Genomic DNA, 23,228 nt, shown 5'->3' with positions numbered 1-23,228 from the left:
ACGGTCAAAAAGTCAGGCACGGAGGGTGGCCCCGCCGTCCACGTACAGGTCGTGCATGGTGATGTGCCTGGCCCGCTCGGAGACCAGGAAGAGCACGGCGTCGGCGATGTCGCCGGGATCGGCCATCCTGCCGAGCGGGATGCCGACCCGGAAGTCGGGCAGTGACCCGCCGACCACGCCCGCGACCGCCTCGGCCTCGGTGCGGTCCGCCGGCCACAGTGCGCGCTGCATATCGGTGTCGGTCGAGCCGGGCGAGACGATGTTGCAGCGGATCCCGTACTCGGCCAGCTCCAGCCCGAGGCACCGGGTGAACATGGTCGCGGCGGCCTTCGACGCGGCGTACGCGGCCATCCGCTTGCGCGGCACACCGGCGGCGTTGGAGCCGACGGTCACGATGCAGCCGGACCGGCGCGGCACCATGCGCTGGGCGACCTCGCGGGCGGTCAGGAAAACAGCGTTCGAGTTGACGGCGAACGTCTCGTCCCAGTCGGCGTCGGCCATGTCGAGCACGAGGCCGGGCTTGAGCACACCGGCGACGTTCACCAGGATGCCGATCGGCCCGAGCCCGGTCTCGACGGATTCGACGACCGCCGCGACGGCCGCGCGGTCGGTGACGTCCGCCGGGCAGGCCCGCACGGTGTGACCCTCGGCCCGCAGCTTGCCGACCGTCTCGTTCAGCGGCTCTTCGAGCCGGTCGACCGCGGCGACGACCACCCCGCTTTCGAGGAGCTTGCGCGTCACCGCGGCGCCTATGCCCCGGGCCGCGCCGGTGACCAGAGCGACCACGTCGTCAGCAGCGGACTGCGTCACCAGGTTCTCCTTCCCCAGGCGGGCACCCTGATGGGCGCGATCCCAGACAAGAATTACCTTAGGTGAGTCTTACCTAAGTACTCAATGCCTACCAAAGTTGCGAACACCACGTATGCCCGTCCAGCTCCACCACAGATCGGCATAACGCCCACCCGCCGCGAGCAGTTCGTCATGCGAACCGGACTCCACGACCACGCCCTTGTCGAGCACCAGCACCCGGTCGGCCCGCTCGGCCTGGGTGAGCCGGTGCGCGACCACCAGCGTCGTACGGCCACGCGTCGCCGCGTCCGCCGCCTCCTCCAGCACACGCGCACCCGCACTGCCCGCCTCAGCCGTCGCCTCGTCGAGCACAGCGACCATCGGATCTGCGAGCACGAGCCGGGCCAGCGCCAACTGCTGTGCCTGCGCGGCCGTGAGTTCGTGCGCGCCTTCACCGACTTGGGTTGCCGGACCGTCGGGCAACGCGTTCACCCAACCGGTCGCGCCCACGACGTCGAGCGCGGCGAGAACCTCGGCGTCACTCGCGTCGTCCCGAGCGAGCCGGACGTCGTCGAGCAGTGTCCCGTCGAAGACGTGGACTTCCTGGCTGAGCAAGGCGATGTGCCGCCGGACACGGGCTTCGCCGATGTCGGCGAGGTCGAAGCCACCGAGCTTCACCACACCGTCCACCGGTGCCAGCACACCGGCCGCGATCCCCGCGAGCGTCGTCTTCCCGGCGCCGCTGGCACCGACCAGCGCGACCCGCTCGCCAGGTTCGAGCCGCACTGACACGTCGTGCAGCACGGCCGGACCGTCGTAGTGATGCGTGATCCCCTGTACTTCCAGGCTCGCCGTGGCCGGTTCGCGCGGGTTGGCCGGGCCAGCCGGCGGATCGAGAGCCGCGACACCGGCCAGCCGTGCCATGCTCGCGCCGGCGGACTGGATCTCGTCGAACTCCATGATCAGGAACCCGACCGGGTTGAACAGCCGGTGGAAGTACAGCGCCGCCGCGGTCACCGCGCCGACAGACGTCATGTCGCCGCGTACCAACAGGAATCCGACGACGAGCACAGCCGTGAGGCCGACGAACTCCGCGCGGTTGTTGCGTGAGGCGAACCTCGTGAACAAGCGGAACACGTCCAGCGAGAGGTTCATCGCGGACGCCGACCGGTCGGTGAGACGGTCGATGTGCGTGTCCTCCAACCGGTACGCCCGAACAGTCGCCTTGCCTCGCAGCGAACTCGCCAGCGCCTGGGTGCGTTCGCCGATCGCGATGCGTTCCTTGGCGTAGTACGGCCCGGAGCGGGGCAGGTACCACCGCAGGGACACCACGTACATCGGTACGGCCGCCAGCCCGGCGAGGCCGAGCCGCCAGTCCAGCGCGAACAGCCCGGCACCGGTCAGCGCGATCGTGAACACCGCCTGCACGAGGTCCGGCACGGTCTGCGTGATCGCCCGCGTGACAACGGAAACGTCGTCACCGGCCCTGGACAGCAAGTCACCGATACCGACCTCCTCCAGTGTGCTCGACGGCAGGTGCAGCGCCCGGTCGAGCACCCGTTCCCGGACGCGGGCAAGGACGGTCTCGCCGACACGCGCGACGAGTGCCGTGCCGATCCCGACCAGCATGCCCGCGACCAGCGCGGCACCGACGAGCACGGCGACGATGCCGACGATCCGGTTGGTCCCGGCACCCGCGGTCACGTCGTCGACGAGCACACCGATCATCCACGGCGCGACCAGTCCCGCACCGCTGGCAGCCAGCATCACCAGCAGCGCGGCCGACGAGAGCCTGCGCTGGCGCAGCAGTTGCGCGCGCAGCATCGCCCAGGTCTGCTTGGGCGTCGAGACGGGCAGCAGGTCGCTCATCGCAGCACCGCCTTGCGGTAGGTCTCGTCGGTCTCGGCGAGTTGCGCGTGTGTGCCCACTCGGGACACCTGCCCGGCGTCGAGCACGATCACCCGGTCCGCCTTCCCCAGCAGGGCAGGGCTGCTCGTCACGACGAGCGTGCTCTGCCCGGTTCGCTTCGCGGTGAGTCGTTCCGCGATCAGTTCCTCGGTCACCGCGTCGACCGCGGTCGTCGGGTCGTGCAGCACGAGCACCGGCGGTGCCGCGAGCAACGCCCGCGCCAGCCCGATCCGCTGCCGCTGCCCACCGGACAGCGAACTGCCCCGGTCGGTGACCTTGTGGTCCAGACCCGCCGGGTGCACGTCGACGACGTCCTCGGCCGCTGCCGCCGCGACCGCCGCCGTCACCTCGTCGTCCCCGGCCCGTGTGGTCGCGGCGATGTTGTCCCGCAAGGAGCCTTCGAACAACGCGATGTCGTGTTGCTCGACCAGCACCGCGCGCCGCCTTTCGTCGATGTCCAGCTCCACCGACGGGATGCCGTTGACCAGCACCGCGCCGTCGTGTTCCGGGACCTGCCCGGCCAGCACGGCGAGCAGGGCGTCGGCGTCCCGCTGGTCGTACGCGACGAGGCCGACCATTTCGCGTGGCGCCACTTCCAGGTCGACCGACCGCAGCGTCCGGTACGACACGCCTTGCAGCTCAAGCGAAACGTCGGCGGAACCGACCGCCCGCGTGCCGTTCTCGACCAGCGGTTGCGCGTCCAGCACCGTGGTCAGCCTGGCCGCCGAGGCACGGGAAGTGGCCAACAGCTGGCCGCAGAAACCCAGCGTCCGCAACGGTTCCGCGATGAACTGGGCCAGACCCATGACGGTCACGAGCTCACCGACGGTCAACCGCCCGGACAACGCGAACCAACCCGCGAAGCCGGCCACCGCGGCCAGGAACAAACCGCTCGCCGCTGCCGTGACTCCTTGGTACAGCCCCGTTGTCGTCGCCGCGCGCAGGCTCGCGCGCAACGCGCTCTCGCTGGACTTGCGGTAGCGCGACGCGGCGGTGTGCTGCGCGCCGATCCCCCGCAGGGTACGCAACCCGCCCACCAAGTCCGTCGCCAACGCCGTGGTGTGCGCCGCCGCTTCCTGCTGCTCGGCACTGTGCCGGGTCAGCAGTGGCGCGACTCGTGTCGTGACCAGCACCAGCAACGGCACACCGACCAGCACGCCGAGCCCCAAGGGCACGTTGATCGTGAGCAGCGCGACGGACGACACCGCGAGCGCGGTGAACGCTGCGATGCCTATGGACACCGCCCGGATGATCAGCGCTGTGCGTTCGGCGTCCGAAGACGCGATCGACAGCAACTCACCCGACCGCATCCCCGTGCGTTCACCGCGTGGGTCCAGCACCCGTTTGGCCACCTGCACGCGCAGGTGGTGCATCTCGCGCTCGAACGCGAGCACAGCCTGCCGCGCTCCCAGCCTGTACGCGAACGCGAGCACGGTGAACAACACGGCCAGCCCGGCCACCGACCAGGCCAGCGCATCCCAGTCCCCGGTGGCCACAGCCTGATCGATGATCAGGCCGATGGCCACCGGGACGGCGGCTTCCGCTGCCTGGTGTGCCGCCAGAAGCAGCACACCGACCAGCAGCCGGCCCCAATGCCGTCGGACAGCGCCTGCGAGCAACCCCCTCCGCATAGGCTCAGCCAGCCAGTTTCGTGAGCACCTTGTCGAACACCGTCACGAGTTCGAGCCCGGTGCCGAGCGACGCCGCACCGCTGAGGACGGGGAACACCCTGCCCGCCTTGACCGCGGGCAGCTGCTTCCACAACGCGTTGCTGGTCAGCGGCGCGTTCTCCGGCGCCTCAGCCGTGCCGTCGATGGTCGACGGCACCAGCAGGACGTCGCTCTGCCCGAGGATCCCGATCTGCTCCATCGAGTATTCCTTCGTCGGGTCGGTCTGCGACTTCGACGGCTCGGCCAGGCGGGCGCCACAGTCGACGAGGACCTTGGTGTCGGTCCACTTCTCACCGAGCGTCCAGAACGTGGTGTCCGTGGCGGACTGCGCGTACGTGAAGGTGTACTTGCCGAGCACGGCGGCGTGCTTGGTCTTGATCTCCTGCGTGCGCTTGTTGTACTCGGCCAGCAGCTTGCCGGCTTCCTCCTTGCGGCCGAGGATGTCGCCGATCCGCGTGGTCACCTCGGTCAGGCTGAGCTTCTGGAAGCTGACGACCACGGTCGGCGCGATCCCGGTCAGCTGCTTGTAGAGCGCGTCGTCGGTGTCGATCGTGCGCAGGATCAGGTCGGGATCGGTGCCCGCGATCTTCTCCGGGTCCGGCTTGGTGAAGTCGCCGACCACCGGGACCTTGCCGAGCTTGGGTGCGTACAGCGGGCCGGACTTGTCATATCCGCCGCCGCTCGCGCCGACCGGGACCAGGCCGAGGTCGGCGACCACGAACGCACCGAAGAAGTCGGCGCACGCCACCTTCTGCGCCTTGCCCGGCACCTTCACCGCGCCCTTGTCGGTCTGCACCTCACGCTCAGCGGGCGGCGCGGCGGACGTCGGGGCGTTGCCCCCGCTGCCGCTGTCGCCGCTGTTGCCACACGCGCCTAAGACGGTGAGGGCAGCGATCCCGCCGCCTGCGGCGAGGAAACCGCGCCTGCTCACTGATGTTCGTCTCACTGGGGCCTCTTTCCGGGATTTCATTTCGGCGGTGCAGGCAGCACGGGACTGGTGGAACCGTTCCGCTCGGCCGGTGCGGTGCTGTGGTGGCGGCCGATCGGGACAACCAGGGGTGTTCCGGACACCGGGTCGGGCACGACGCGGTTGGTCAGCTGGAACACCTCGGAAACCAGCTCCTGGGTGATCACTTCCGCTGGATCGCCGTACGAGACCACGTCGCCGTCCTTCATGGCGATCAGGTGGCCGCCGTAGCGGCAGGCCAGGTTCAGGTCGTGCAGAACCACCGCGATCGTCGTGCCCTGCGCGTGGTTGAGGTCCGTGAGCAGGTCGAGAACCTCGACCTGGTGCGTGACGTCCAGGTACGTCGTCGGCTCGTCCAGCAGCAGCACACCGGTGTTCTGGGCGAGCGCCATGGCGATCCAGACGCGCTGGCGCTGCCCGCCGGACAGCTCGTCCACCGGGCGTTCGGCGAGCTCCAGCGTGCCGGTCGCGCGCATGGCCTCGGCGACGACCTCGTCGTCCTTCGAGCTCCAGCGCTGGAACCAGCCGTGGTGCGGGTGCCTGCCGCGGCCGACGAGATCGGTCACGGTGATGCCTTCCGGCGCGATCGGGTGCTGCGGCAGGATGCCGAGCTTCACCGCGACCTGGCGGGTGGGCATGCGGTGGATGTCCTGACCGTCCAGCAGGACCGCGCCCGCGCTGGGGGACAGCAGGCGTGCCATGCCGCGCAGCAGCGTCGACTTGCCGCACGCGTTCGGCCCGACGATCATCGTGATCTTGCCGTCGGGGATCACCGCGGACAGGTCGTTGACGACCTGACGGCCGTCGTAGCCGAGTGTGATCCCGGTCGCCTCGAGTCTCATCCGGCCCGCCCTGACCTCGTTGCCATCAGCCACAACAGATACGGCGCGCCGAGCACACCGGTCACCACACCGACGGGCAGCACGGTGCCGCCCAGCAGGTGCTGCGCTATGAGGTCCGAACCGAGCAGCACGACCGCGCCGACGAGCGCGGACGGCACGAGCGCCGAACTGTGCCCGTGGACCAGCCTGCGTGCGATCGGCCCGGACACGAACGCGACGAACGCGACCGGCCCGGCGGCGGCTGTGGCCGCCGCGGCGAGCGCCACACCGCACAGGAGCAGGCTCAGCCGCCGCTGTTCCACCGACACGCCAAGGCCTTTGGCCACGTCGTCGCCGAACTGCAACGCCTTGAGCGACTTCGACAGCACGAGCACCAGCGGCGCGACCACAGCCAGGATGATCGCGACCGGCGTGACGTCGATCCACGTGCGCGCGGTCAGGCTGCCGGTGAGCCAGATCAGCGCTTGCTGCGCGTCCTTCACGTCGGCGCGCGTGATCATGTACGACACGACGCTCGACAGCACTGCCGCGACACCGATCCCGATGAGGACAAGGCGGTAGCCGGACACGCCACGTCGCCACGCGAGGACGTAGATCAGGGCCGCGGTCGCCAGTGCGCCGACGAAGGCGCCACCGGACACAGCGACACCCGTCAAGCCCAGCCCGAGGATGCACACCACAGCCGCGGCGCTCGCGCCCATGGTGATGCCGATGACGTCGGGGCTGGCCAGCGGGTTGCGCACCATGCTCTGGAACAGGCCGCCGGACAGGCCGAACGCCAGGCCCGCGAGCACTCCCGTCAACGCGCGCGGCAGGCGTACCTCGTTGACGATGTACGCCGCGCGGCGTGGCGCGTCACCGAACAGCGCGCCGAGAACGTTCCCCGGCGAGATGAAGACGCTGCCCAGCGCCAGCGCGGCGATGAACAGGGCCGCGAGGACGAGCACGAGGACGATGGTCACCAGGCGCACGCGGTTGAGGCCGCGTGTCCGCACGGCCGCGACTGTCTTCACATCCTGGATCGCGGTCACAGTTCGGCCAGCTTCCGCCTGCGGACCAGTGCGATGAAGATCGGGGCGCCGATCACCGCGGTCACCACCCCCACCTGGACCTCCCCCGGGCTGGTGATGATCCGGCCGATGATGTCCGACCCCAGCAGCAGCGACGGCGCGAGCACCGCCGAGAACGGCAGGATCCAGCGATGGTCCGGGCCGGTGATCATGCGCGCCGCGTGCGGCACGGCCAGTCCGACGAACGCGATCGGGCCCGCCATGGCCGTCGCCGTCCCGCACAGCACGACGACCGCGAGCGCGGCGAACGCCTGCCCGGCCTTGACGTTGACACCCAGCGACTGGGCGACGTCGTCCCCGAGCGACAACGCGTTGAGCAACCGGCCGCAGATGAGCGCGAGCAGCGCACCGAAGGTCAGGAACGGCAGCGCCTGCCAGGCGATGTCCAGGTCACGCCCGGCCAGGGAACCGACCTGCCAGAACCGGAAACGGTCGAACGCCTCGGTGTCGGTCAGCAGGATCGCCGTGGTCAGCGACGCCAGCGCGGCGCTCGTCGCCGCGCCGGACAACGCCAGTTTGACGGGGGTGACGCCGTCTCGTCCCATGGCGCCGATGCGGTAGACCAGGATCGCGGCCGCCGCGGCGCCGGCGAACCCGAACCACACGTAGCCGGTGACGCTCACGACACCGAAGATGCTGATGCCGCACACCACGAACAGCGCCGCCCCCGCGTTCACCCCGAGAATCCCCGGGTCGGCCAGCGGGTTGCGTGCCAGTCCCTGCATCACCGCGCCCGAGAGGCCGAGAGCGGCGCCTGCGAGCAGGCCGATGACTGTCCGGGGCAGCCGCATGTCACGCACGATGAGGTGCTCGTTGTCGGCCGGGTCGAAGTGGAAGAGCGCGTCGTAGACCGCGCGGCCGGGCACGGAGACCGAGCCGACCGTGATGCTGAGGACCGTCAGCACGGCCAGCACCGCGAAGGCTGCGAGCAGCCCAAGGGCAAGCACCGGCCGGTTGGCCGCCACCTGTGGATTCTCGGGCATTCGCTCGTTCCTCGGGGGTGCTGCAGCTAGCAGAGGCTAACCTAATAGATCCAAGTTAGGTTAGGCTAACCGCCAGAATGGCCGACGGGAGGGATGGCAGGCGATGACCGAGTCACTGGACGGTGCGACCGCGACCGCAGTACGACAACCGCGGCAGCAGCCTATGTTCGTCACCGTCACGGCGGTCCGCCGCCTCTCGGAACGGATGGCGCGGATCACACTGACCGGCGAGGAGATCGTCGAGTTCGACTACGACGGCCCCGATCACCTCGCCAGGGTGTTCTTCCCGGTGTGCGAGGACTTCCGGTTGCCGGTGACCGAACAGTGGTGGCCGGAACTGCAGGCCATGCCCGTCGAACGGCGACCGGTCATGCGCAACTACACCGTCCGCCGGATGGACTACGCGCGCGGCGAGATGGACATCGACTTCGTCCTGCACGGCGACAGCGGCCCGGCGTCGGCGTGGGCGTGCGCGGCCAAGCCCGGCGACCGGATCGGCGTGCTCAGCGACGGGGCGGAGTACAAGCCCGGTGACGCGGACTGGCAGTTGCTGATCGGCGACGAGACCGCGATCCCCGCGATCGCGGGGATGCTGGAGAACCTGCGGACACCGGCGCACACGGTGTTCGAGGTGGCCGACGAACTGGACGTGATCGACGTCGCCGCACCGGCGACGTGGCTGTACCGCGGTTCGGGGGCACGCGGCGCCGAAGTGCTGGAAGCGTTGCGCGGCATGACGTTCCCCGAGGGCAAGCCGTACGTCTGGGTGGCCGGCGAGTCGACACTGGCGACATCGGTCCGGCGTTATCTGGTGAACGAGCGGTCGATCGACAAGAAGCGGATCTACTTCTGCGGGTACTGGCGCGCGGACAGGCCGGCGTACGACTGAGTTTCCCTGCTCCCAGGAGAACAAATGAACACAGATGACCGGGCGCCTGCCCGGTGGGTTCCGATCGCCCTCATCGCGACGACCGTGCTCGCCGGAGCCGGGTACGCGTGGGACCTCGCCGGTCAGGGGTACTCGTACGCGTACTACAGCGCCGCGGCCAAGACCATGGGCAGCGGGTTGCAGGAGTTCCTGTTCGGCACATACGACCCCGTGGGCGTGCTGACGATCGACAAGCCACCGCTCGGTGTCTGGCCACAGGTGGTCTCGGTCTGGATCTTCGGCCTGCACGGCTGGGCGGTGCTGTTGCCTCAGGTCATCGCCGGTGTGCTCGCGGTGCCGCTGCTGGCTTTCACTGTCCGCCGGTTCACCAGGTCACCCAAGACGGGGTTGCTGGCCGCGGTGATCCTGGCCGTGACGCCGGTGACCATGGTGATCACCCGGGACAACGCGCCCGACCCGTGGCTGGTGTTGTGCCTGGTCGCCGCCGCGTACGCGTTGTCACGCGCGTTGACTGGGAACGCCGAGACCCGCTGGCTCGTGCTGGCCGCGGCGCTGCTCGGGTGCGGCTTCCTGGTCAAGATGGGCCAGGCGCTGCTCGTCGCGCCCGCGTTCCTGGCCGCATACCTGGTGGGGACCTCGCTGGCGTGGGGCAAGCGGCTGCTCAACGGCGCGATCGCGGTGGTGACCGTTGTCGTGGCGTCGTTGTGGTGGGTGGTCCTGGTCGACCTGTGGCCCGGCGCCAAACCCTTCGTCGGCGGGTCCGCCGACGGATCGGCGTGGGACCTGACCGTGGGATACAACGGTTTCGGCCGGATCTCCGGCCAGAGCGCGGCGACGGGCAACGAAGCCAACCCGTTCTACAGCACACCGGGGATCCTGCGGCTGTTCAGTGAATCGCTTGCGGGCCAAGCGGCGTGGTTGCTGCCGTTGGCGTTGCTGGGGCTGGTGATCTTCTTCGTCCGCCCGAAGGCACCCCGGTTGGTTGTCGCGGGTTGGGTGCTGTTCGGTGGCTGGCTCGTACTGGCCGGGCTTGTGCTCAGCTTCATGACCGGCGTGTGGTTGCCGTACTACACAAGCATGTTGGTTCCCGCCATTGCCGCGGTGGCGGCGTTCACGATCGCGATGCTGTGGCGCTATCACCTCGCGGGCAACCGCTGGCTGCTGCCGTCGGTCATCGCGATCAGCGCGGCCTGGGTCTTCCTGCTGATCCAACGGGACACGGGCTGGCACGGCTGGTTGCGTTTCCCCGTTGTCGCGCTGGCGGTCGTGGGCATTGTCGCGTTGCTCGCCGGACGACGGTTCGCCGGCCCCGGCCTGGCATCGGGACTGGCGGCCCTGCTGATCACGCCGTTGACGTGGTCCGCGCTGGCCGCGTCGGGATACTGGGTCGGCTGGGCCACGAATCCCGCCGCAGGGCCGGTTTCCGGCCAGACGGAGTTCCTGCCACCGCAGGAGCGCGCCGAGTACGCCGAGTACTTCGCGGGCCGCAAGTCAGCGGAGATCAAAGCCAAGACCGGGTCGCTGTCGGCGGAGTACGCCGCGATCCTCAAGCTGGCTCAGTCGTCCACAACGGACATCCAGCTGGCCGCCGAGGGCGGGGCGCTGCGGGTGGCTCCGTTCATCATCCACTCGGACCTGCGGGTGCTCGCCATGGGCGGGTTCACCACCGACGATCCCGCGCCATCCGTCGACCAGCTCTCCGGCTGGGTGAGGGACAAGCGAGTTCGGTACGTGCTGACCGACAGCGAGAAGCGCGCCCGGTCGGACTGGGTCGAGGCCCACTGCCGTCTCGTCCCGCCCGCGGACTACTTTCCCGATGCCGAACAGAAGTTGTACGACTGCGCCTAGCTGGTGACGGTCCCGGCCCCGATGGCCTCAGCCTCCAGGGTTCACACCTTTGTGGTGCGAAAACCTGGAGGCTGAGTGCTTCTTTCTACCTGTGGCCGCCGTGGGTGTGCCTCGCCGGGCCGTCGGGCTTGGGCGGTGCGGCCTTCGCCGCCGCCGGCTCCGGGTGGGCCATGGGGTGGCCACCGCGCATCTCGATCTTCATCACTTCCGCGGGCATCACCACGAACGGGCGCATCATGCCCATGTCCTCGTGGTCGCGCATGTGGCAGTGGTGCAGGAAACGGCCGCTGTACCCGAAGTGCGCCGCCACCGTGACCAGCTGGGTGTTGTCGACCTGGACGACGTCCTTCCAGCCGCCCTCCACCCCGGTCAGGGTTTCGGCCGAGACGAACTCGACGGGCGCCACCGTTCCACCGCCGACGGTCCGGCCCTTGTCGTCACGGATGAAGCCGAACTTGTCCGCCACGTTGTACTCGTGCCGCGACTGGACTTTGAAGTGGGTGGCGTGGATGTGCTGCGGGTGCGGCCAGCCCGCCACGTCCAGGTTGAGCCACGACCACTTCTCCCACGCGCCGGTCTCGACCATGAACTTCACCGGGTCGCCGAAGTGCCTGGCCACGCGCTGGTAGGTGCGGACCTTCCCGTCCTCGCCCTTGACCTGCACGATTCCGTCGATCGGGAGCTGGCCCGGCGGCGGCGCGGGGATCTCGGTCATCTCCCACTGCTCGATCTGCCCCGTGCCGAGCGGCGGGAACACGATCATCCGGTGCGGCGCCTTGTCCAGCTTCGGCGGCTGCGGGAACGATGAGTCCAGTTTGGACGGCACACGGTAGTGCCCGCCGGACCGGCCGCCGACGCGGAACTCCATCACCTCCGGCCACGGGCCCGGGTCGTAGTCGGTGTTCACCAGACGCACGCGCTTGCCCCGCACCGCGCCGAAGTCGACCAGGAGGTCCGCGCGTTCGGCTGCCGCCAGGTACAGCGGGCCGTCCTGTGCCACAGGTGCTGGCAGCAGGCCGCCGTCCGTGCCGACGAGTCTGACCACCCCGGCGGGGACCGGGTCGCCGTTCTCGAAGACCAGGCGCAGGTTGTACGGGCGGACGTTGGCCACGTTGGCCAGGCGCAGCCGGTACCACGTCGGCTCCACGTCGGCGTACGGCCAGATCACGCCGTTGACCGAGGTGAACGGGCCGGAGAACGACGTCGCCTGGATCTCCGGGTCCGTGGTGTACAGAACCGTCTTGTACAGCTGGTTCCCGGTCAGCCTGCCCTGGCCGTCGAGGTCGAAGTTGCGGTCGCACAACACGAGCGGGATCTCGTAGCGGCCGGACGGCAACGCGTCGTCGTTGCGGTCGCGGATGACGTACAGGCCGCTGAGTCCGGCGATGGTGGTCCAACGCGAGATCGGCATGGCGTGGTCGTGGTACCAGAGCATGGTGGCGCGCTGGTTGTTGGCGTACTCCGCCACTTGCACGTCACCCGGCGAGATACCGGCCTCGGGCCAGCCGTCGTTGCCCTGACCGGTTTCCGCGCCGTGCAGGTGCACGACCACCCACGGCGGCAGGTTCGACACGTCCTCCAGCAACGGGGCGCCGTCACGGCCGGGACGGTCCCACAGGGGCGGGTCCGCCGCGCGGATCATCGGCGCGACAGCCAGCAGCGGCATCTTGCCGGTGAGTTCGTTCGCCCAGCGGACCCGGAGCCTGCGGCCACGGCGTGCCTCGATGACCGGGCCGTGCACACCGCCCTCGTAGCCCCAGATCGTGGTCGGCGGCAGCTGCGAGTGCAGCTTCGCCTTCGCGGTCCGCATCCGCACGGTGATCTCGCCGACCTCGCCCGGTGACGGCCGTAATGTGCGCAGGATCGGCAGCGGGTCGCGGAACGGCTCGATCGGATGCGGGTGCCTGGGTTGCTGCTGGAACCCGACGCGCTTGACCCGGCCGGGAATGGGCGCGGACTGCACGGACACGTCGATGATCCGCGCACCGGCGGCCTCGGGGACCGCGACCTCGGGGGCGGCGTCACCGGCGACGAGCTTGGCCAGCGCGGGCAGCGGCCCGCTCGGCAGGACGGTCGGGATCACCACGCCGGCCGCCGCCGTCCCGGCGAGCAACCGCCGCCGGGACCAGGTGCGCTTGTTCTCGTCCGGTGTCGTCATGATTTCTCCTGTTCCAGCAGGGCGCCGACGGTGCGGCGTTGGAAGATGTCGCGTGGCGCCAAGGTGATCCCCGCCCGCGCCGCGAGGCTGATCACGCGCATCGACGCGAGGCTGTCGCCGCCGAGCACGAAGAAGTCGTCGTCCAGTCCCACCTTGGGCACCCCGAGCGCTTCCTCGAACACCTCGCACAACCGTTGCCGCGCGGCGGTGTCCGGCTGCCGGTAGGCCACGCCGGAGCTGAACTCCGGGCGCGGCAGCCGGGTCCGGTCGACCTTGCCGTGGCTGGTCAGCGGCAGCTCGTCGAGCGCGACGAAAGCCGACGGCACCATGAACCCGGGCAGTCTGGCGGCGACCCGGGCCCGCAGGCCCGTGACGTCACCGACCACGTAGGCGGCGAGCCTGCCGTCCACCGCCGCCACGACAGCCTGGGACACGTAGTCGGTCAGGACGGCTTCGACCTCGCCGAGTTCGACGCGGTAGCCCCGGATCTTGACCTGCCCGTCGGTCCGGCCGAGGTACTCCAGCGACCCGGACGGCGTCCACCGGACGAGGTCCCCGGTCCGGTACATCCGCTCGCCGGGCGTGAACGGATCGGCGACGAACCTGTCCGCGGTCAGCCCCGGCCGGCCGAGGTAGCCACGGGCGACACCGGCACCGGCGATGTACAACTCCCCTGTCACCCCAGGGGGAAGCAGTGCGAGGTTCGCGTCGAGCACGTAGACCCTGGCGTTGCCGACCGGCTTGCCGATCAGCGGCCGCTCGCTGTCGGTGACGAACGCGGCCAGCGTGTCGACCGTGCATTCCGTGGGGCCGTAGAGGTTCACGCCCGCAACGGCCAGCTCACGCCACTGCGCCTCGGCCACGGCGTCCCCGCCGAACCCGATCAGCGACAGGCCGTCGAACGCGCCGAGGTCGCCCAGCGGCCCCAGCATCACCGGCGGCACCTCGATGAAGTCGATGCCGTCGGCTGTGATGATCTTCGCCAGTGCGGCCGGGTCGGCACGGCGGTCCTCCGGCACGATGTGCACGGCGTGCCCGTCGAACATCCACAGCTGCGGCTGCCACGCGGCGTCGAACCCGAACGGCCAGGCGTGCGCGACCCGCAGCGCGTCCCGGCCGGTCCGCTGCCTCGCCGGCTCGTAGAGCGCGCGGCGGTGGCTGTGGAACAGGTTGGCGATCGACCGGTGGGAAACCAGGACTCCCTTGGGTTTCCCGGTCGACCCGGACGTGTAGACCAGGTACGCCGGGTTGTCCGGGTGCACCTCGGGCAGCGTGACATCAGCACCGGGCGCGTCCGGGCGCACGGTCCCGAAGTCGCGGTCGCTGACAACAGCGACCGGTGCCGCGTCGGTGAGCATCTCGCGGATTCGTTCCGCCGGGTAGTCCGGATCGATCGGCAGGTACACCGCACCCGCCCGCAGGACCGCGATCATCGCTGTCAGCGCGGCCACGGACCGGTCGAGGCTCACCGCGACGACCTTCTCCGGCCCCGCTCCGCGTGCGACCAGTGCGGTGGCGAGCCGTTCGGAGTCGGCCGCGACCTCGGCGAACGTCTTCACCTCCGTGCCGTGGACCAAAGCGGGCCGGTCCGGGTTGCGGCGGACCTGGTCGGCGAACAACCGCGGCAGCAACGGTCCGGCGGGCTGCCCGGTGTCGTTCCAGTTGACCAGCACCTGTTCCTGTTCGGCGCGGGACGCGGCGGGCAGAGCGGCGATCAGGGCCCGCGGGCTGTCCACGATGGTCTCGATCACCTCGAGCAGCCGGGTGCGCAACCCGTCGGCCTGGGCGAAGGTGAACAGGTCCGGCCGGTACTCCAGCACGATCCGCAGGCCCGCGCTCGGGAAGACCGTGACGGTCAGCGGGTAGTGGGTCAGCGACAGGCCACCGGCCACCTCGACGTCCAGCCCGCCCGAGCGTTCGGCGGCTTCGAGCGCGTCCTCGTCGACCGGGAAGCTCTCGAACACCAGCAGGGTGTCGAACAGTTCGCGGTGCCCGGCCAGCCGGTGGATCTCGGCGAGGCCGGTGTGCTGGTGTTCGATCAGCCGCGCCTGCCGCAGCTGCAGCTCGGCCAGCGCGTCCTGGACGGTGCCGTCCCGCGGCAGCGGCACCCTGACCGGGACCGTGTTGATCATCAGGCCGAGCACGGACTCCACGCCGGGCAGGTCGGCACTGCGGCCGGACACCGTCGCGCCGAAGACCACGTCGTCACGGCCGGTCGCCTTGCCGAGCACGACAGCCCACGCGAACTGCAGGACGGTGTTCAGCGTGACGCCACACCGGCGTGCCAGCGCGGTCACGCGGGCGGCGAGGTCGTCGGTGAGGTCCAGCGGCAGCAGCTCGGCGCCACCGGACGACGGTGTACCGGCCGGGGCCAGCAGGGTCGGGCCGTTGATGTTGTCCATCGCCGTGCGCCATGCGTCCTCGGCGGCGTTGTTGTCCTTGCCTGCCAGCCATTCGAGGTAGCCGACGTAGCCGTCCGGCGCAGTCGGTTCGATGCCCGCGTAGGCCGCGAACAGCTCTCGTCCCAGCAGCGGGACGGACCAGCCGTCGAGGATCGTGTGGTGGTTGGTGATCACCAGGCGATGCCGCGTGCCGGTCAGGCGCAGCAGCAGGAACCGGACCAGCGGCGGCTTGGTCACGTCGAAACGCTTGCCCCGCGCGGCTTCGGCCTCCCGGTCGGCTTCCTCCACTGTGGATACTTCACGGAACGCCCAGTCCACCGGGACGTCGGCCGCGATCACCTGGACGACTTGGCCGTCGCGTTGCTCGAACCCGGCCCGCAGCGCGGGATGCCGGTCCACCACCTGCTGGGCGGCGGCCTTCAGCCGGTCCGCGTCGACGGCACCGTCCACGTCGAGCACGAGCTGCATGGTGTAGATGTCCGGGCCGGTTTCGTCGTAGCCGGACAGGAACACCATGCCTTGTTGCAACGGGGTCGCCGGGAGCACGTCGGCGCCGTACCGCTGCCGCCACGCGTCGAGTGATCCGGTGCTGACACGGCTTTGCTTGGCGCGTTTGCCGACCGCGGCCAGGGCGGCGACGGTCTTGTACTCGAAGATGTCCTTGGGATCCAGCGCGAACCCGGCTGCTCGCGCCTTGCTGACCACTTGGATGGACACGATGCTGTCGCCGCCGAGTTCGGCGAACCCGTCGTGCACGCCGACCTGTTCGAGGCCCAGCACGTCGGCGAAGATCCCGGCGAGCGTGCGTTCATCGGCGCTGCGTGGCCGGTCGCCGCCGCTGAGCAGGCTGAGGTCCGGTTCGGGCAGCTGGTTGCGGTCGATCTTGCCGCCCGGTGTCGTCGGCAGGGCGTCCAGCTTCACGAACACCGACGGCAGCTGGTGTTCGGCCAGGTGCCCGGCGGCGGTGGCGCGGACGGCGTCGATGTCCGCGTCGCCGACGAGGTAGGCGACGATCCGGGCCGGCCCGTCCGCGTGCCGGTGGATCCGGACCGCGGCCGCCCGCACACCACCGGTCCTGGCCAGCACGGATTCGATCTCCGCCGGTTCCACGCGGAAACCGCGGATCTTCACCTGGTGGTCGGTGCGGCCGAGGTAGTCGATCGAGCCGTCCGTGCGTCGCCGCACCAGGTCGCCGGTGCGGTACATCCGCTCGCCCGGCGCGAACGGGTCCGCCACGAACCGCGCCGCGGTGAGCCGCCTGTCGCCCAGGTAGCCACGGGCCAGCCCCAGCCCGCCGATGTACAACTCCCCCAGGCCGCCCGGCGGGACTTCCCGCAGCCAGCCGTCGAGCACCCGCGCCTCGGTGTTGGCGACCGGCACACCCAGTGCGAGCGACAGCCGGGCGTCCCGGCAGTACGTGCTGTCGCCGCTGGCTTCCGACGAGCCGTAGAGGTTGATGACACGACCGGACGGGATCGACTCGACGTGCGCCGCGGTCAGTGCCTCACCGCTGGAGATCCACGTACGCACCGAGCCGAGCTGCTCGGGCGCGCTGTCCCCCATGGCCTGCAACAGGCTCGGCACGCCCGTGACCCGGGTCGGCTTGTGCTCGGCGATCAGCTCGGCCAGCGCCAACGGGTCGCGCCGGTCCTCATCGGACGCGAGGACCACCGGAGCCCCACCGATCAGGGCACCGAGCAGTTCGGTCGTGCCGTCGATGAAGCTGATGGAACTCTTGGCCAGCACCAGGTCCCGCGGCGCGAGGGGCTCACGCCGTTGCAGCCACTCGAGCCGGTTGGCCAGGCCGAGCCGAGTGCCGATCACGCCCTTGGGCAGGCCGGTCGACCCGGACGTGTACACAACGTACGCCGAATGCCCAGGCAAAGCTCGTGAGTGGTTGGTCCGGTTAGAACCGGCCAAAACACTCACGAGGGTTTCTGGGGCGAGACCGTGCAGGTCGGTGGGCAGGTCGCCGGTGGTCAGCAGCAGGTCCGGTTTCGCGTCGGTGATCATGTGGCGCAACCGTTCGACCGGGTAGCGCAGGTCGAGGGGCAGGTAGCACGCACCTGCCTTGAGCACCGCCAACAGTGCGACGACCAAGTCGGAGCAGTAGCCGGTGGCCAGGCCGACGACCGACTCGGGGCCGATCCCGCGTTCCGCCAGCCCGGCCGCCACCCGCGAGGCGCGGTCGTCGAGTTCACCACGGGTGAGCCAGACGTTGTCGGCCAGCAACGCGCGTGCGTGCCTCTCCGAGCGCAGTGCACGCTCGATCAGGCCCGTGACTTCGGGGAACTCGACGTTCTCCGGGTCGGGTGCGGTCGTTGCCCGTGCGCGGGTGACCCGGCCGACCGGGGTGTCCGGCTCGTTGACCACGGCGGTCAGCACGGCTTTCAGGCGGGAGAGCACCTGTTCGGCGGTGGCGGCGTCGATGGTGCGGAACTTCAGGTCCAGCCTGATCCGGCCGCCACCCGGGCTGACCATCAGCATCACCGGGTAGTGGGTCCCGTCCTGGCCGGACATCCGCTCGACGCGCAGCCCCGTGCCGCTTTCGGACCGTTCGAGCGCTTGCTCGTCGATCGGGTACGTCTCGATCACCAGCAGGGTGTCGAACAGTTCGCCCGCGCCCACGGTCCTGGTGACCGTGGGCAGGTCGATGTACTGGTGGTCCAGCATCGCCGTCTGCTCGCCCTGCAGCCTGGTCAGGAAGTCCACGAACGACTCGTCGTGCCGCAGCCGCGCGCGGACCGGGATCGTGTTGATGAACAGGCCGATGATCTCGCCGACGCGGGGCACCTCGGGTGGCCGCCCGGCGACCACCTGCCCGGTCACCACGTCGGACGTCCCGGCGAACTCGCCGAGAACTGTCAGCCACGCGCCCGCGAGCAGGGTGTTGAACGTCAGACCACGCTCACGGGCGACCGCCACCACGTGGTCGTCGATCACCACGGACCGCCGGTCGGCCGGGCCGGGCGCGTGCGCACCGGAGAACGGCGTGCAGGACCTCACGTCCGACAACACCTGCCGCCAGGCCTCGATGCTCTGTGCCTTGTCCTGGCCGTCGAGCCACGCCAGGTAGTCGCGGTACCGCGCGGCCGGTGGCAGCCCGGCACCGCGGTACAGCTCGAGCAGTTCACGCACCAGCAACGCGTTGGACCAGCCGTCCAGCATGATGTGGTGGCTGGTGATCACCAGCCGGTGGTCGCTGGAACCCAGGCGCAGCAGGTGGAACCGGAACAGCGGCGGCTCGTCCAGGTTGAACCGGGTGGCCAGTTGGCCCGCGGCGACCCGGTCTGCCTCGGCACGCGGGTCGGGCAGGCCGGTCAGGTCCAGCTCCGTCCACGGTGGATCGACCGATTCCGGCACGAGCGCGACGGGGTGGTCGAGGTCCTCGAACCAGAAGCAGGAGCGGAGGTTCGGGTGCCGGTCGAGCAGTGCCCGCACCGCGTCCCGCAGCCGTGCGGGATCCAGGTCCCCGCTCAGGTCGACCGAGAGCTGCACGGTGTACGGGTCGTCGCCGTCGCTGGAGTAGCTGCTGAGGAACAGCAGCCCTTCCTGCAACGGTGACAGGGGCAGGATGTCCGCGATGCTCACTTCTTCGCCCATTTCGCCTGGATCTTGTCGAGCTGGGACTGGTTCAGCCGCGCCAGCGGCACGTCCGCCGGGGTGTAGCCGCCCGCGCCTTCCCGGTCCGCGGCAGCGGCGACAGCGCGTAGAGCCCGTTCCCACAACGCCGCGAACTCGGCCACTTCGGACTCGGCCAGCACGCCGGACGCGTACGCCCATTCGACGCGGACCTGGCTGCCGCCGGCCGACGCGGTGGCGTCGATGACCAACGCGTGTTCGGCCACCCGGTGTTCGTCGACCGTGCCTCCGAGCCCGCCTTCGGACTGCCAGCCGTCGGTGGGCGTTCCCGCGCTCATCCGGCCCAGGTAGTTGAAGGCGATGGACGGCGTGGGCACGTCGTCCAGCGAGCGCAGCAGGCCGTAGCCGATGCCTTCGCCGGGGATCTGCCGCAGGTGCTGCTTCACGGCTTTCAGCACGTCTTCGGCCCGTGCGGGGTCCCGTTCGGCCGCGTCGACGTCCACACCCGCAGTCGCCAGGCGGACCGGGTAGATCGTGGTGAACCACCCGATCGTTCGTGACAGGTCCGCGCCCGGCACGAGTTCCTGCTGACGACCGTGGCCTTCGAGGTCGAGCAGCAGGTCGTCGTGGCCGGTCCAGCTGCGTGCCGCCAGCGCGAGGCCGGTCAGCAGGACGTCGTTGACGGTCGCGCGCAGCTTGCCGGGCACCGTGGTCAGCAGCTCGCCGACGTCCATCACCCGGCTGATCCGCGACAACGTGGCGATCGTGTCGCCGGAGTCCAGCGGGCGGCTGCCGATCCGCGCGGAGCTGCCGCCGAGCACCGACCGCCAGTACGGTTCCTGATCGTCCTTGGACACCTGCGCCAGACCCGCCGCCCACGTGCGGAACGATGTCCGGACCGGGCGCAGCTCGGCTCCCGCGTACGCGGATTCCAGGTCGGGCAGCAGGATCCGCCACGACACGCCGTCCATCACCAGGTGGTGGACCAACAGCAGCAGCTCGGACGGCGCGTGCGCGCCGTGGTCGAACCAGACCGCCTGGACCATCGCACCGGCCCACGGGTCGAGCCGTTCCCGCGCGGCCAGGAACTCCGAGCGGGGCGGCTGCTCGCCCGGCGCGACCCGGATCACCCGCAGGCAGTCCGGGATCTCCTCCGGCACCAGGATTCCCAGTCCCGGTTCGAGACGGGCGCGGAGCATGTCGTGGGTGCGCAGCACCGACCGCAGCGCCAGGTCGAGCCGGACCGGATCGATCCCGGCGGGCAGTTTGAGCAGCATCGACTGGCCGAACTTCTCCACGGCCACGTGCCGCGTCAGGAACCGCCGCATGATCGGCGTCGGCTCGACCGAACCGGTGCCCGGGTCGTGCACGTCCGGGCCGTGCCCGGCGAGGTCCGTCGCGACGACCGCGAGGTCACGGACTGTCTTGCGTTCGAACACGTTGCGGGGCGTCAGGGCGAGGCCTTCTTCCCGTGCCTTGGCCACCAGCTGGATCGACAGGATGCTGTCGCCGCCCAGTTCGAAGAACGCGTCGCCGACACCGATGTCCGCACGGCCGAGCAGTTCGCGGAACAGCCGGAGCAGGATCTCCTCACGGCGTCCTTGCGCGGGCAGCGCGGCCTCGGAGGCCCGCGCGAACTCCGGCGTCGGCAAGGCGTCCCGGTTGAGTTTCCCGGCCACGCTCAGCGGCAACGACTCCAGCTGCATCCACTGGGACGGCACCAGGTACTCCGGCAGGACCTGCGCGACGGCCTCGGCGACCGCGGCCGTGTCCAGCGGGGTGCCGGCCACGAGGTAGCCGACGAGCGCGCGCCTGCCGTCCTGGGAATCCCGCACGGCGACCGCGGCGGCCTTCACCGCGGGCAGGTCGATCAGCGCGGCCTCGATCTCCGCGGGCTCGATCCGGTAGCCGCGGACCTTCATCTGCTCGTCGACGCGGCCCAGGTAGTCGATCAGGCCGTGCGGTGTCCACCGGGCGAGGTCGCCGGTGCGGTACATCCGCTCGCCCGGCGTGAACGGGCTGGCCACGAACCGCGTGCTCGTCAGCCCCGGTTGGCCGAGGTATCCGCGTGCCAGGCCTTCCCCGCCGAGGTACAGCTCACCGGTGACCCCGGGCGGGACCGGGCGCAGGTCCGGGCCGAGGACGTAGGCCTGCTTGTTCACGTCCGGCTTGCCGATCGGCAGCACCGGCGCGGCCCAGCCCGGCTCGGCACGCCAGAGCGTCGAGTTCACTGTGGACTCGGTCGGGCCGTAGGCGTTGAGGAAGATCCGGCCGCCTGCCCACGCGTGCACGAGGTCACGCCGCAACGCCTCGGTGCCGACGATCAAGGTCAGCCCTGCCGGGAGCACGGACGTGTCCGGCAGCGACGACACCACCGACGGCGGGATCACGAGGTGCGTCAGGTCGTTGGCGGTGGCGTACCGGCCGAGTTCCGCACCGGCCCGTGCGTGCTCCGGCAGCAAGAACATGGCCGCGCCGCACAGGATCGAGATGCTCAGCTCGGCCATGGACACGTCGAACGAGAAGGACGCGAACTGGCCGAGGCGCCTGCCCGGCCCGCTCTCCGACCCGCCTGCCATGGTCCTGACCAGGCTCGGCAGGCCGCTGTGCGGGATCGCGACGCCCTTGGGGCGGCCTGTCGACCCGGACGTGTAGATGACGTACGCCAGCGCGTCGGGGCGGACCGCGACCCGTGGCCGGTCGGCAGGACCGTCCTGCCAGGCGGTGCCGACCAGCAGGATCGGCACGCCTTCCGTGCCCGCCAAGGGCTCCTTGGCGATCACCAGGGCTGGTTCGGCGTCGTCCAGCACGTGCCGGACGCGGGCGGCCGGGTGGCCGGGGTCGACCGGCAGGTAGGCGGCTCCGGCCTTGGCGACCGCGAACATCGCGACGAGGAACTCCGCCGACCGCGGCAACGCGATGGCCACCAAGGACTCCGGCGGCAGGCCGCGGTCGATGATCCGCTGCGCCAACCGGTTGGCGAGCGTGTCCAGTTCGGCGAAGGTGAACCGCCGGTCGCCGTCGACCAGTGCCAGCTCGTCCGGCCGGGCGTCGACCTGGGCCTCGAACAGCCCGGCCAGTGTCAGGTCCGGCACCTGCTGGGCCGTGGAGTTCCACTGCGACAGGACGAGTTCGCGTTCGCGGCCGGTCAGCACGTCCACAGCGGACAGCCGGGCGACCGGGTCGGCGCAGAGCACTTCCAGCACGTGCGCCAGCCGTTCGACCATGGCTTCGCCGGTCGCTGACTCGAACAGATCCAGCGCGTACGTCAAGGCCAGCGAAAGACTGTCCGCGCCAACGGTTTCCCGTACGGTGAACGTCAGGTCGAACTTGGCGACGACGAAGCCGGGGTCGTGGGCGGCCGTCGTGGTTCCCGGCAGGCCGAGGTCCTCCTCGTCGAGCATCCGGTGGGTCACGACGACCTGGAACAGCGGGTGCCGCGACATCGACCGCTCGGGCGACAGGTGGTCCACGAGCCGTTCGAACGGCAGGTCCGCGTGCCCGAACGCGCCGAGGTCGGTGTGCCTGACCCGGGAAAGCAGCTCGGCGAACGTCGGGTTGCCCGCGGTGGACGTCCGCAGCACCAACGTGTTCACGAAGAACCCGGTCAGGTTGTCCAGTGCCGGGTCGGTCCGGCCCGCGATCGGTGTCCCCAGCGGGATGTCGTCACCGGCGCCGAGCTTGGACAGCAGCACGGCGACCGCGGCCTGCACGACCATGTACACCGTGACGCCGTGCTCGGCCGCCACCCGGCGAACCGCCGCGGCCACGTCGTCGGGCAGGTCCAGTTCCACCTCTTCGCCCCGGTACGAGGCGGTCGGCGGACGCGGGCGGTCGGCGGGCAGGTTCAGTTCGCCGGGCAGACCGGCGAGGGTGTCCTGCCAGTAGCCGAGCTGAGCCTGGGACAGCGGCGAGTCGAGCAGTTCACGCTGCCACAGCGCGTAGTCCGCGTACTGGACCGGCAACGCGGGCCACGACGGGGCCGAACCTTCGAGCCTGGCGCCGTACGCGGTGGCCAGGTCGGTGAACAACGGCCGCGCGGACCACTCGTCGGTCGCGATGTGGTGCACCAGCATCAGCACGACGTGTTGGTTGTCGCCGAGCTTGTAGACCGTCACGC

General features: G+C 70.2%; 12 protein-coding genes (1 of these 12 only partly in view). 2 read left to right on the top strand and 10 right to left on the bottom strand.

Annotation, left to right across the window (positions count from 1 at the left end; translation table 11 throughout):
* Positions 1-12: 12 nt before the first annotated feature.
* The 7 genes from AOZ06_RS18260 to AOZ06_RS18230 all read right to left on the bottom strand — a co-directional run bounded on the left by AOZ06_RS18260 (position 13) and on the right by AOZ06_RS18230 (position 8,229).
* A complete protein-coding gene (locus AOZ06_RS18260) occupies positions 13-810 on the bottom strand; it encodes a 2,3-dihydro-2,3-dihydroxybenzoate dehydrogenase (protein ID WP_054290511.1) in 798 nt (265 codons plus the stop codon).
* Between the two features lie 81 nt (positions 811-891).
* Positions 892-2,658 carry an ABC transporter ATP-binding protein gene (locus AOZ06_RS18255; protein ID WP_054290510.1) on the bottom strand — a complete coding sequence of 589 codons (1,767 nt, stop codon included), beginning with the start codon at positions 2,656-2,658 and terminating at the stop codon, positions 892-894.
* A complete protein-coding gene (locus AOZ06_RS18250; protein WP_054290509.1) occupies positions 2,655-4,328 on the bottom strand; it encodes an ABC transporter ATP-binding protein in 1,674 nt (557 codons plus the stop codon). The genes AOZ06_RS18255 and AOZ06_RS18250 overlap by 4 nt, the downstream gene beginning before the upstream one ends.
* A gap of 4 nt (positions 4,329-4,332) precedes the next feature.
* A complete protein-coding gene (locus AOZ06_RS18245) occupies positions 4,333-5,313 on the bottom strand; it encodes an ABC transporter substrate-binding protein (RefSeq protein ID WP_169798942.1) in 981 nt (326 codons plus the stop codon).
* A 20-nt stretch (positions 5,314-5,333) separates the two neighbouring features.
* Complete coding sequence (locus AOZ06_RS18240) at positions 5,334-6,176, bottom strand: ABC transporter ATP-binding protein (RefSeq protein WP_054296722.1); 843 nt, start codon at positions 6,174-6,176, stop codon at positions 5,334-5,336.
* Positions 6,173-7,207, bottom strand: coding sequence for a FecCD family ABC transporter permease (locus tag AOZ06_RS18235; RefSeq protein WP_083471774.1), 1,035 nt, complete (start codon positions 7,205-7,207; stop codon positions 6,173-6,175). The genes AOZ06_RS18240 and AOZ06_RS18235 overlap by 4 nt, the downstream gene beginning before the upstream one ends.
* Positions 7,204-8,229, bottom strand: coding sequence for a FecCD family ABC transporter permease (locus AOZ06_RS18230; RefSeq protein ID WP_054290507.1), 1,026 nt, complete (start codon positions 8,227-8,229; stop codon positions 7,204-7,206). Before AOZ06_RS18230 ends, AOZ06_RS18235 begins: the two co-directional genes overlap by 4 nt.
* A 103-nt stretch (positions 8,230-8,332) precedes the next feature.
* Between AOZ06_RS18230 and AOZ06_RS18225 the strand changes: the two genes are divergently transcribed.
* The gene (locus tag AOZ06_RS18225; protein ID WP_054290506.1) at positions 8,333-9,118 is read left to right on the top strand and encodes a siderophore-interacting protein; all 786 of its coding nucleotides are present in this window, start codon (positions 8,333-8,335) and stop codon (positions 9,116-9,118) included.
* 24 nt (positions 9,119-9,142) lie between these two features.
* Positions 9,143-10,966 (top strand): glycosyltransferase family 39 protein, encoded by a 1,824-nt coding sequence (locus tag AOZ06_RS18220; protein ID WP_054290505.1) that lies wholly within the window; start codon positions 9,143-9,145, stop codon positions 10,964-10,966.
* 85 nt (positions 10,967-11,051) lie between these two features.
* Here AOZ06_RS18220 and AOZ06_RS18215 read toward each other — a convergent pair whose 3' ends face one another.
* The 3 genes in view from AOZ06_RS18215 to AOZ06_RS18205 are tightly spaced (each overlapping or abutting the next) and all read right to left on the bottom strand, a layout consistent with a single transcriptional unit that may run on beyond the window.
* On the bottom strand, positions 11,052-13,124 hold the full coding sequence (locus AOZ06_RS18215) for a multicopper oxidase family protein (protein WP_054290504.1): 2,073 nt from the start codon (positions 13,122-13,124) through the stop codon (positions 11,052-11,054).
* Positions 13,121-19,129, bottom strand: a complete 6,009-nt coding sequence (locus AOZ06_RS18210) for a non-ribosomal peptide synthetase (RefSeq protein ID WP_054290503.1) — start codon at positions 19,127-19,129, stop codon at positions 13,121-13,123. The genes AOZ06_RS18215 and AOZ06_RS18210 overlap by 4 nt, the downstream gene beginning before the upstream one ends.
* On the bottom strand, positions 19,114-23,228 hold the end of the coding sequence (locus tag AOZ06_RS18205; RefSeq protein ID WP_054290502.1) for a non-ribosomal peptide synthetase. 9,412 nt of this gene lie beyond the right edge of the window; the window shows 4,115 of its 13,527 coding nt (coding positions 9,413-13,527); its start codon lies beyond the right edge, outside the window; its stop codon occupies positions 19,114-19,116. The genes AOZ06_RS18210 and AOZ06_RS18205 overlap by 16 nt, the downstream gene beginning before the upstream one ends.

Source organism: Kibdelosporangium phytohabitans (genome assembly GCF_001302585.1).
Lineage (GTDB): Bacteria > Actinomycetota > Actinomycetes > Mycobacteriales > Pseudonocardiaceae > Kibdelosporangium > Kibdelosporangium phytohabitans.
This window is presented reverse-complemented; position numbering and strand designations above follow the sequence as displayed.

Coding starts and splice junctions, on each gene's coding strand:
- AOZ06_RS18255 (WP_054290510.1), bottom strand. CDS start 2,658: ATGAGCGACCTGCTGCCCGTCTCGACGCCCAAGCAGACCTGGGCGATG.
- AOZ06_RS18250 (WP_054290509.1), bottom strand. CDS start 4,328: ATGCGGAGGGGGTTGCTCGCAGGCGCTGTCCGACGGCATTGGGGCCGG.
- AOZ06_RS18240 (WP_054296722.1), bottom strand. CDS start 6,176: ATGAGACTCGAGGCGACCGGGATCACACTCGGCTACGACGGCCGTCAG.
- AOZ06_RS18230 (WP_054290507.1), bottom strand. CDS start 8,229: ATGCCCGAGAATCCACAGGTGGCGGCCAACCGGCCGGTGCTTGCCCTT.
- AOZ06_RS18225 (WP_054290506.1), top strand. CDS start 8,333: ATGACCGAGTCACTGGACGGTGCGACCGCGACCGCAGTACGACAACCG.
- AOZ06_RS18220 (WP_054290505.1), top strand. CDS start 9,143: ATGAACACAGATGACCGGGCGCCTGCCCGGTGGGTTCCGATCGCCCTC.
- AOZ06_RS18215 (WP_054290504.1), bottom strand. CDS start 13,124: ATGACGACACCGGACGAGAACAAGCGCACCTGGTCCCGGCGGCGGTTG.
- AOZ06_RS18210 (WP_054290503.1), bottom strand. CDS start 19,129: ATGGGCGAAGAAGTGAGCATCGCGGACATCCTGCCCCTGTCACCGTTG.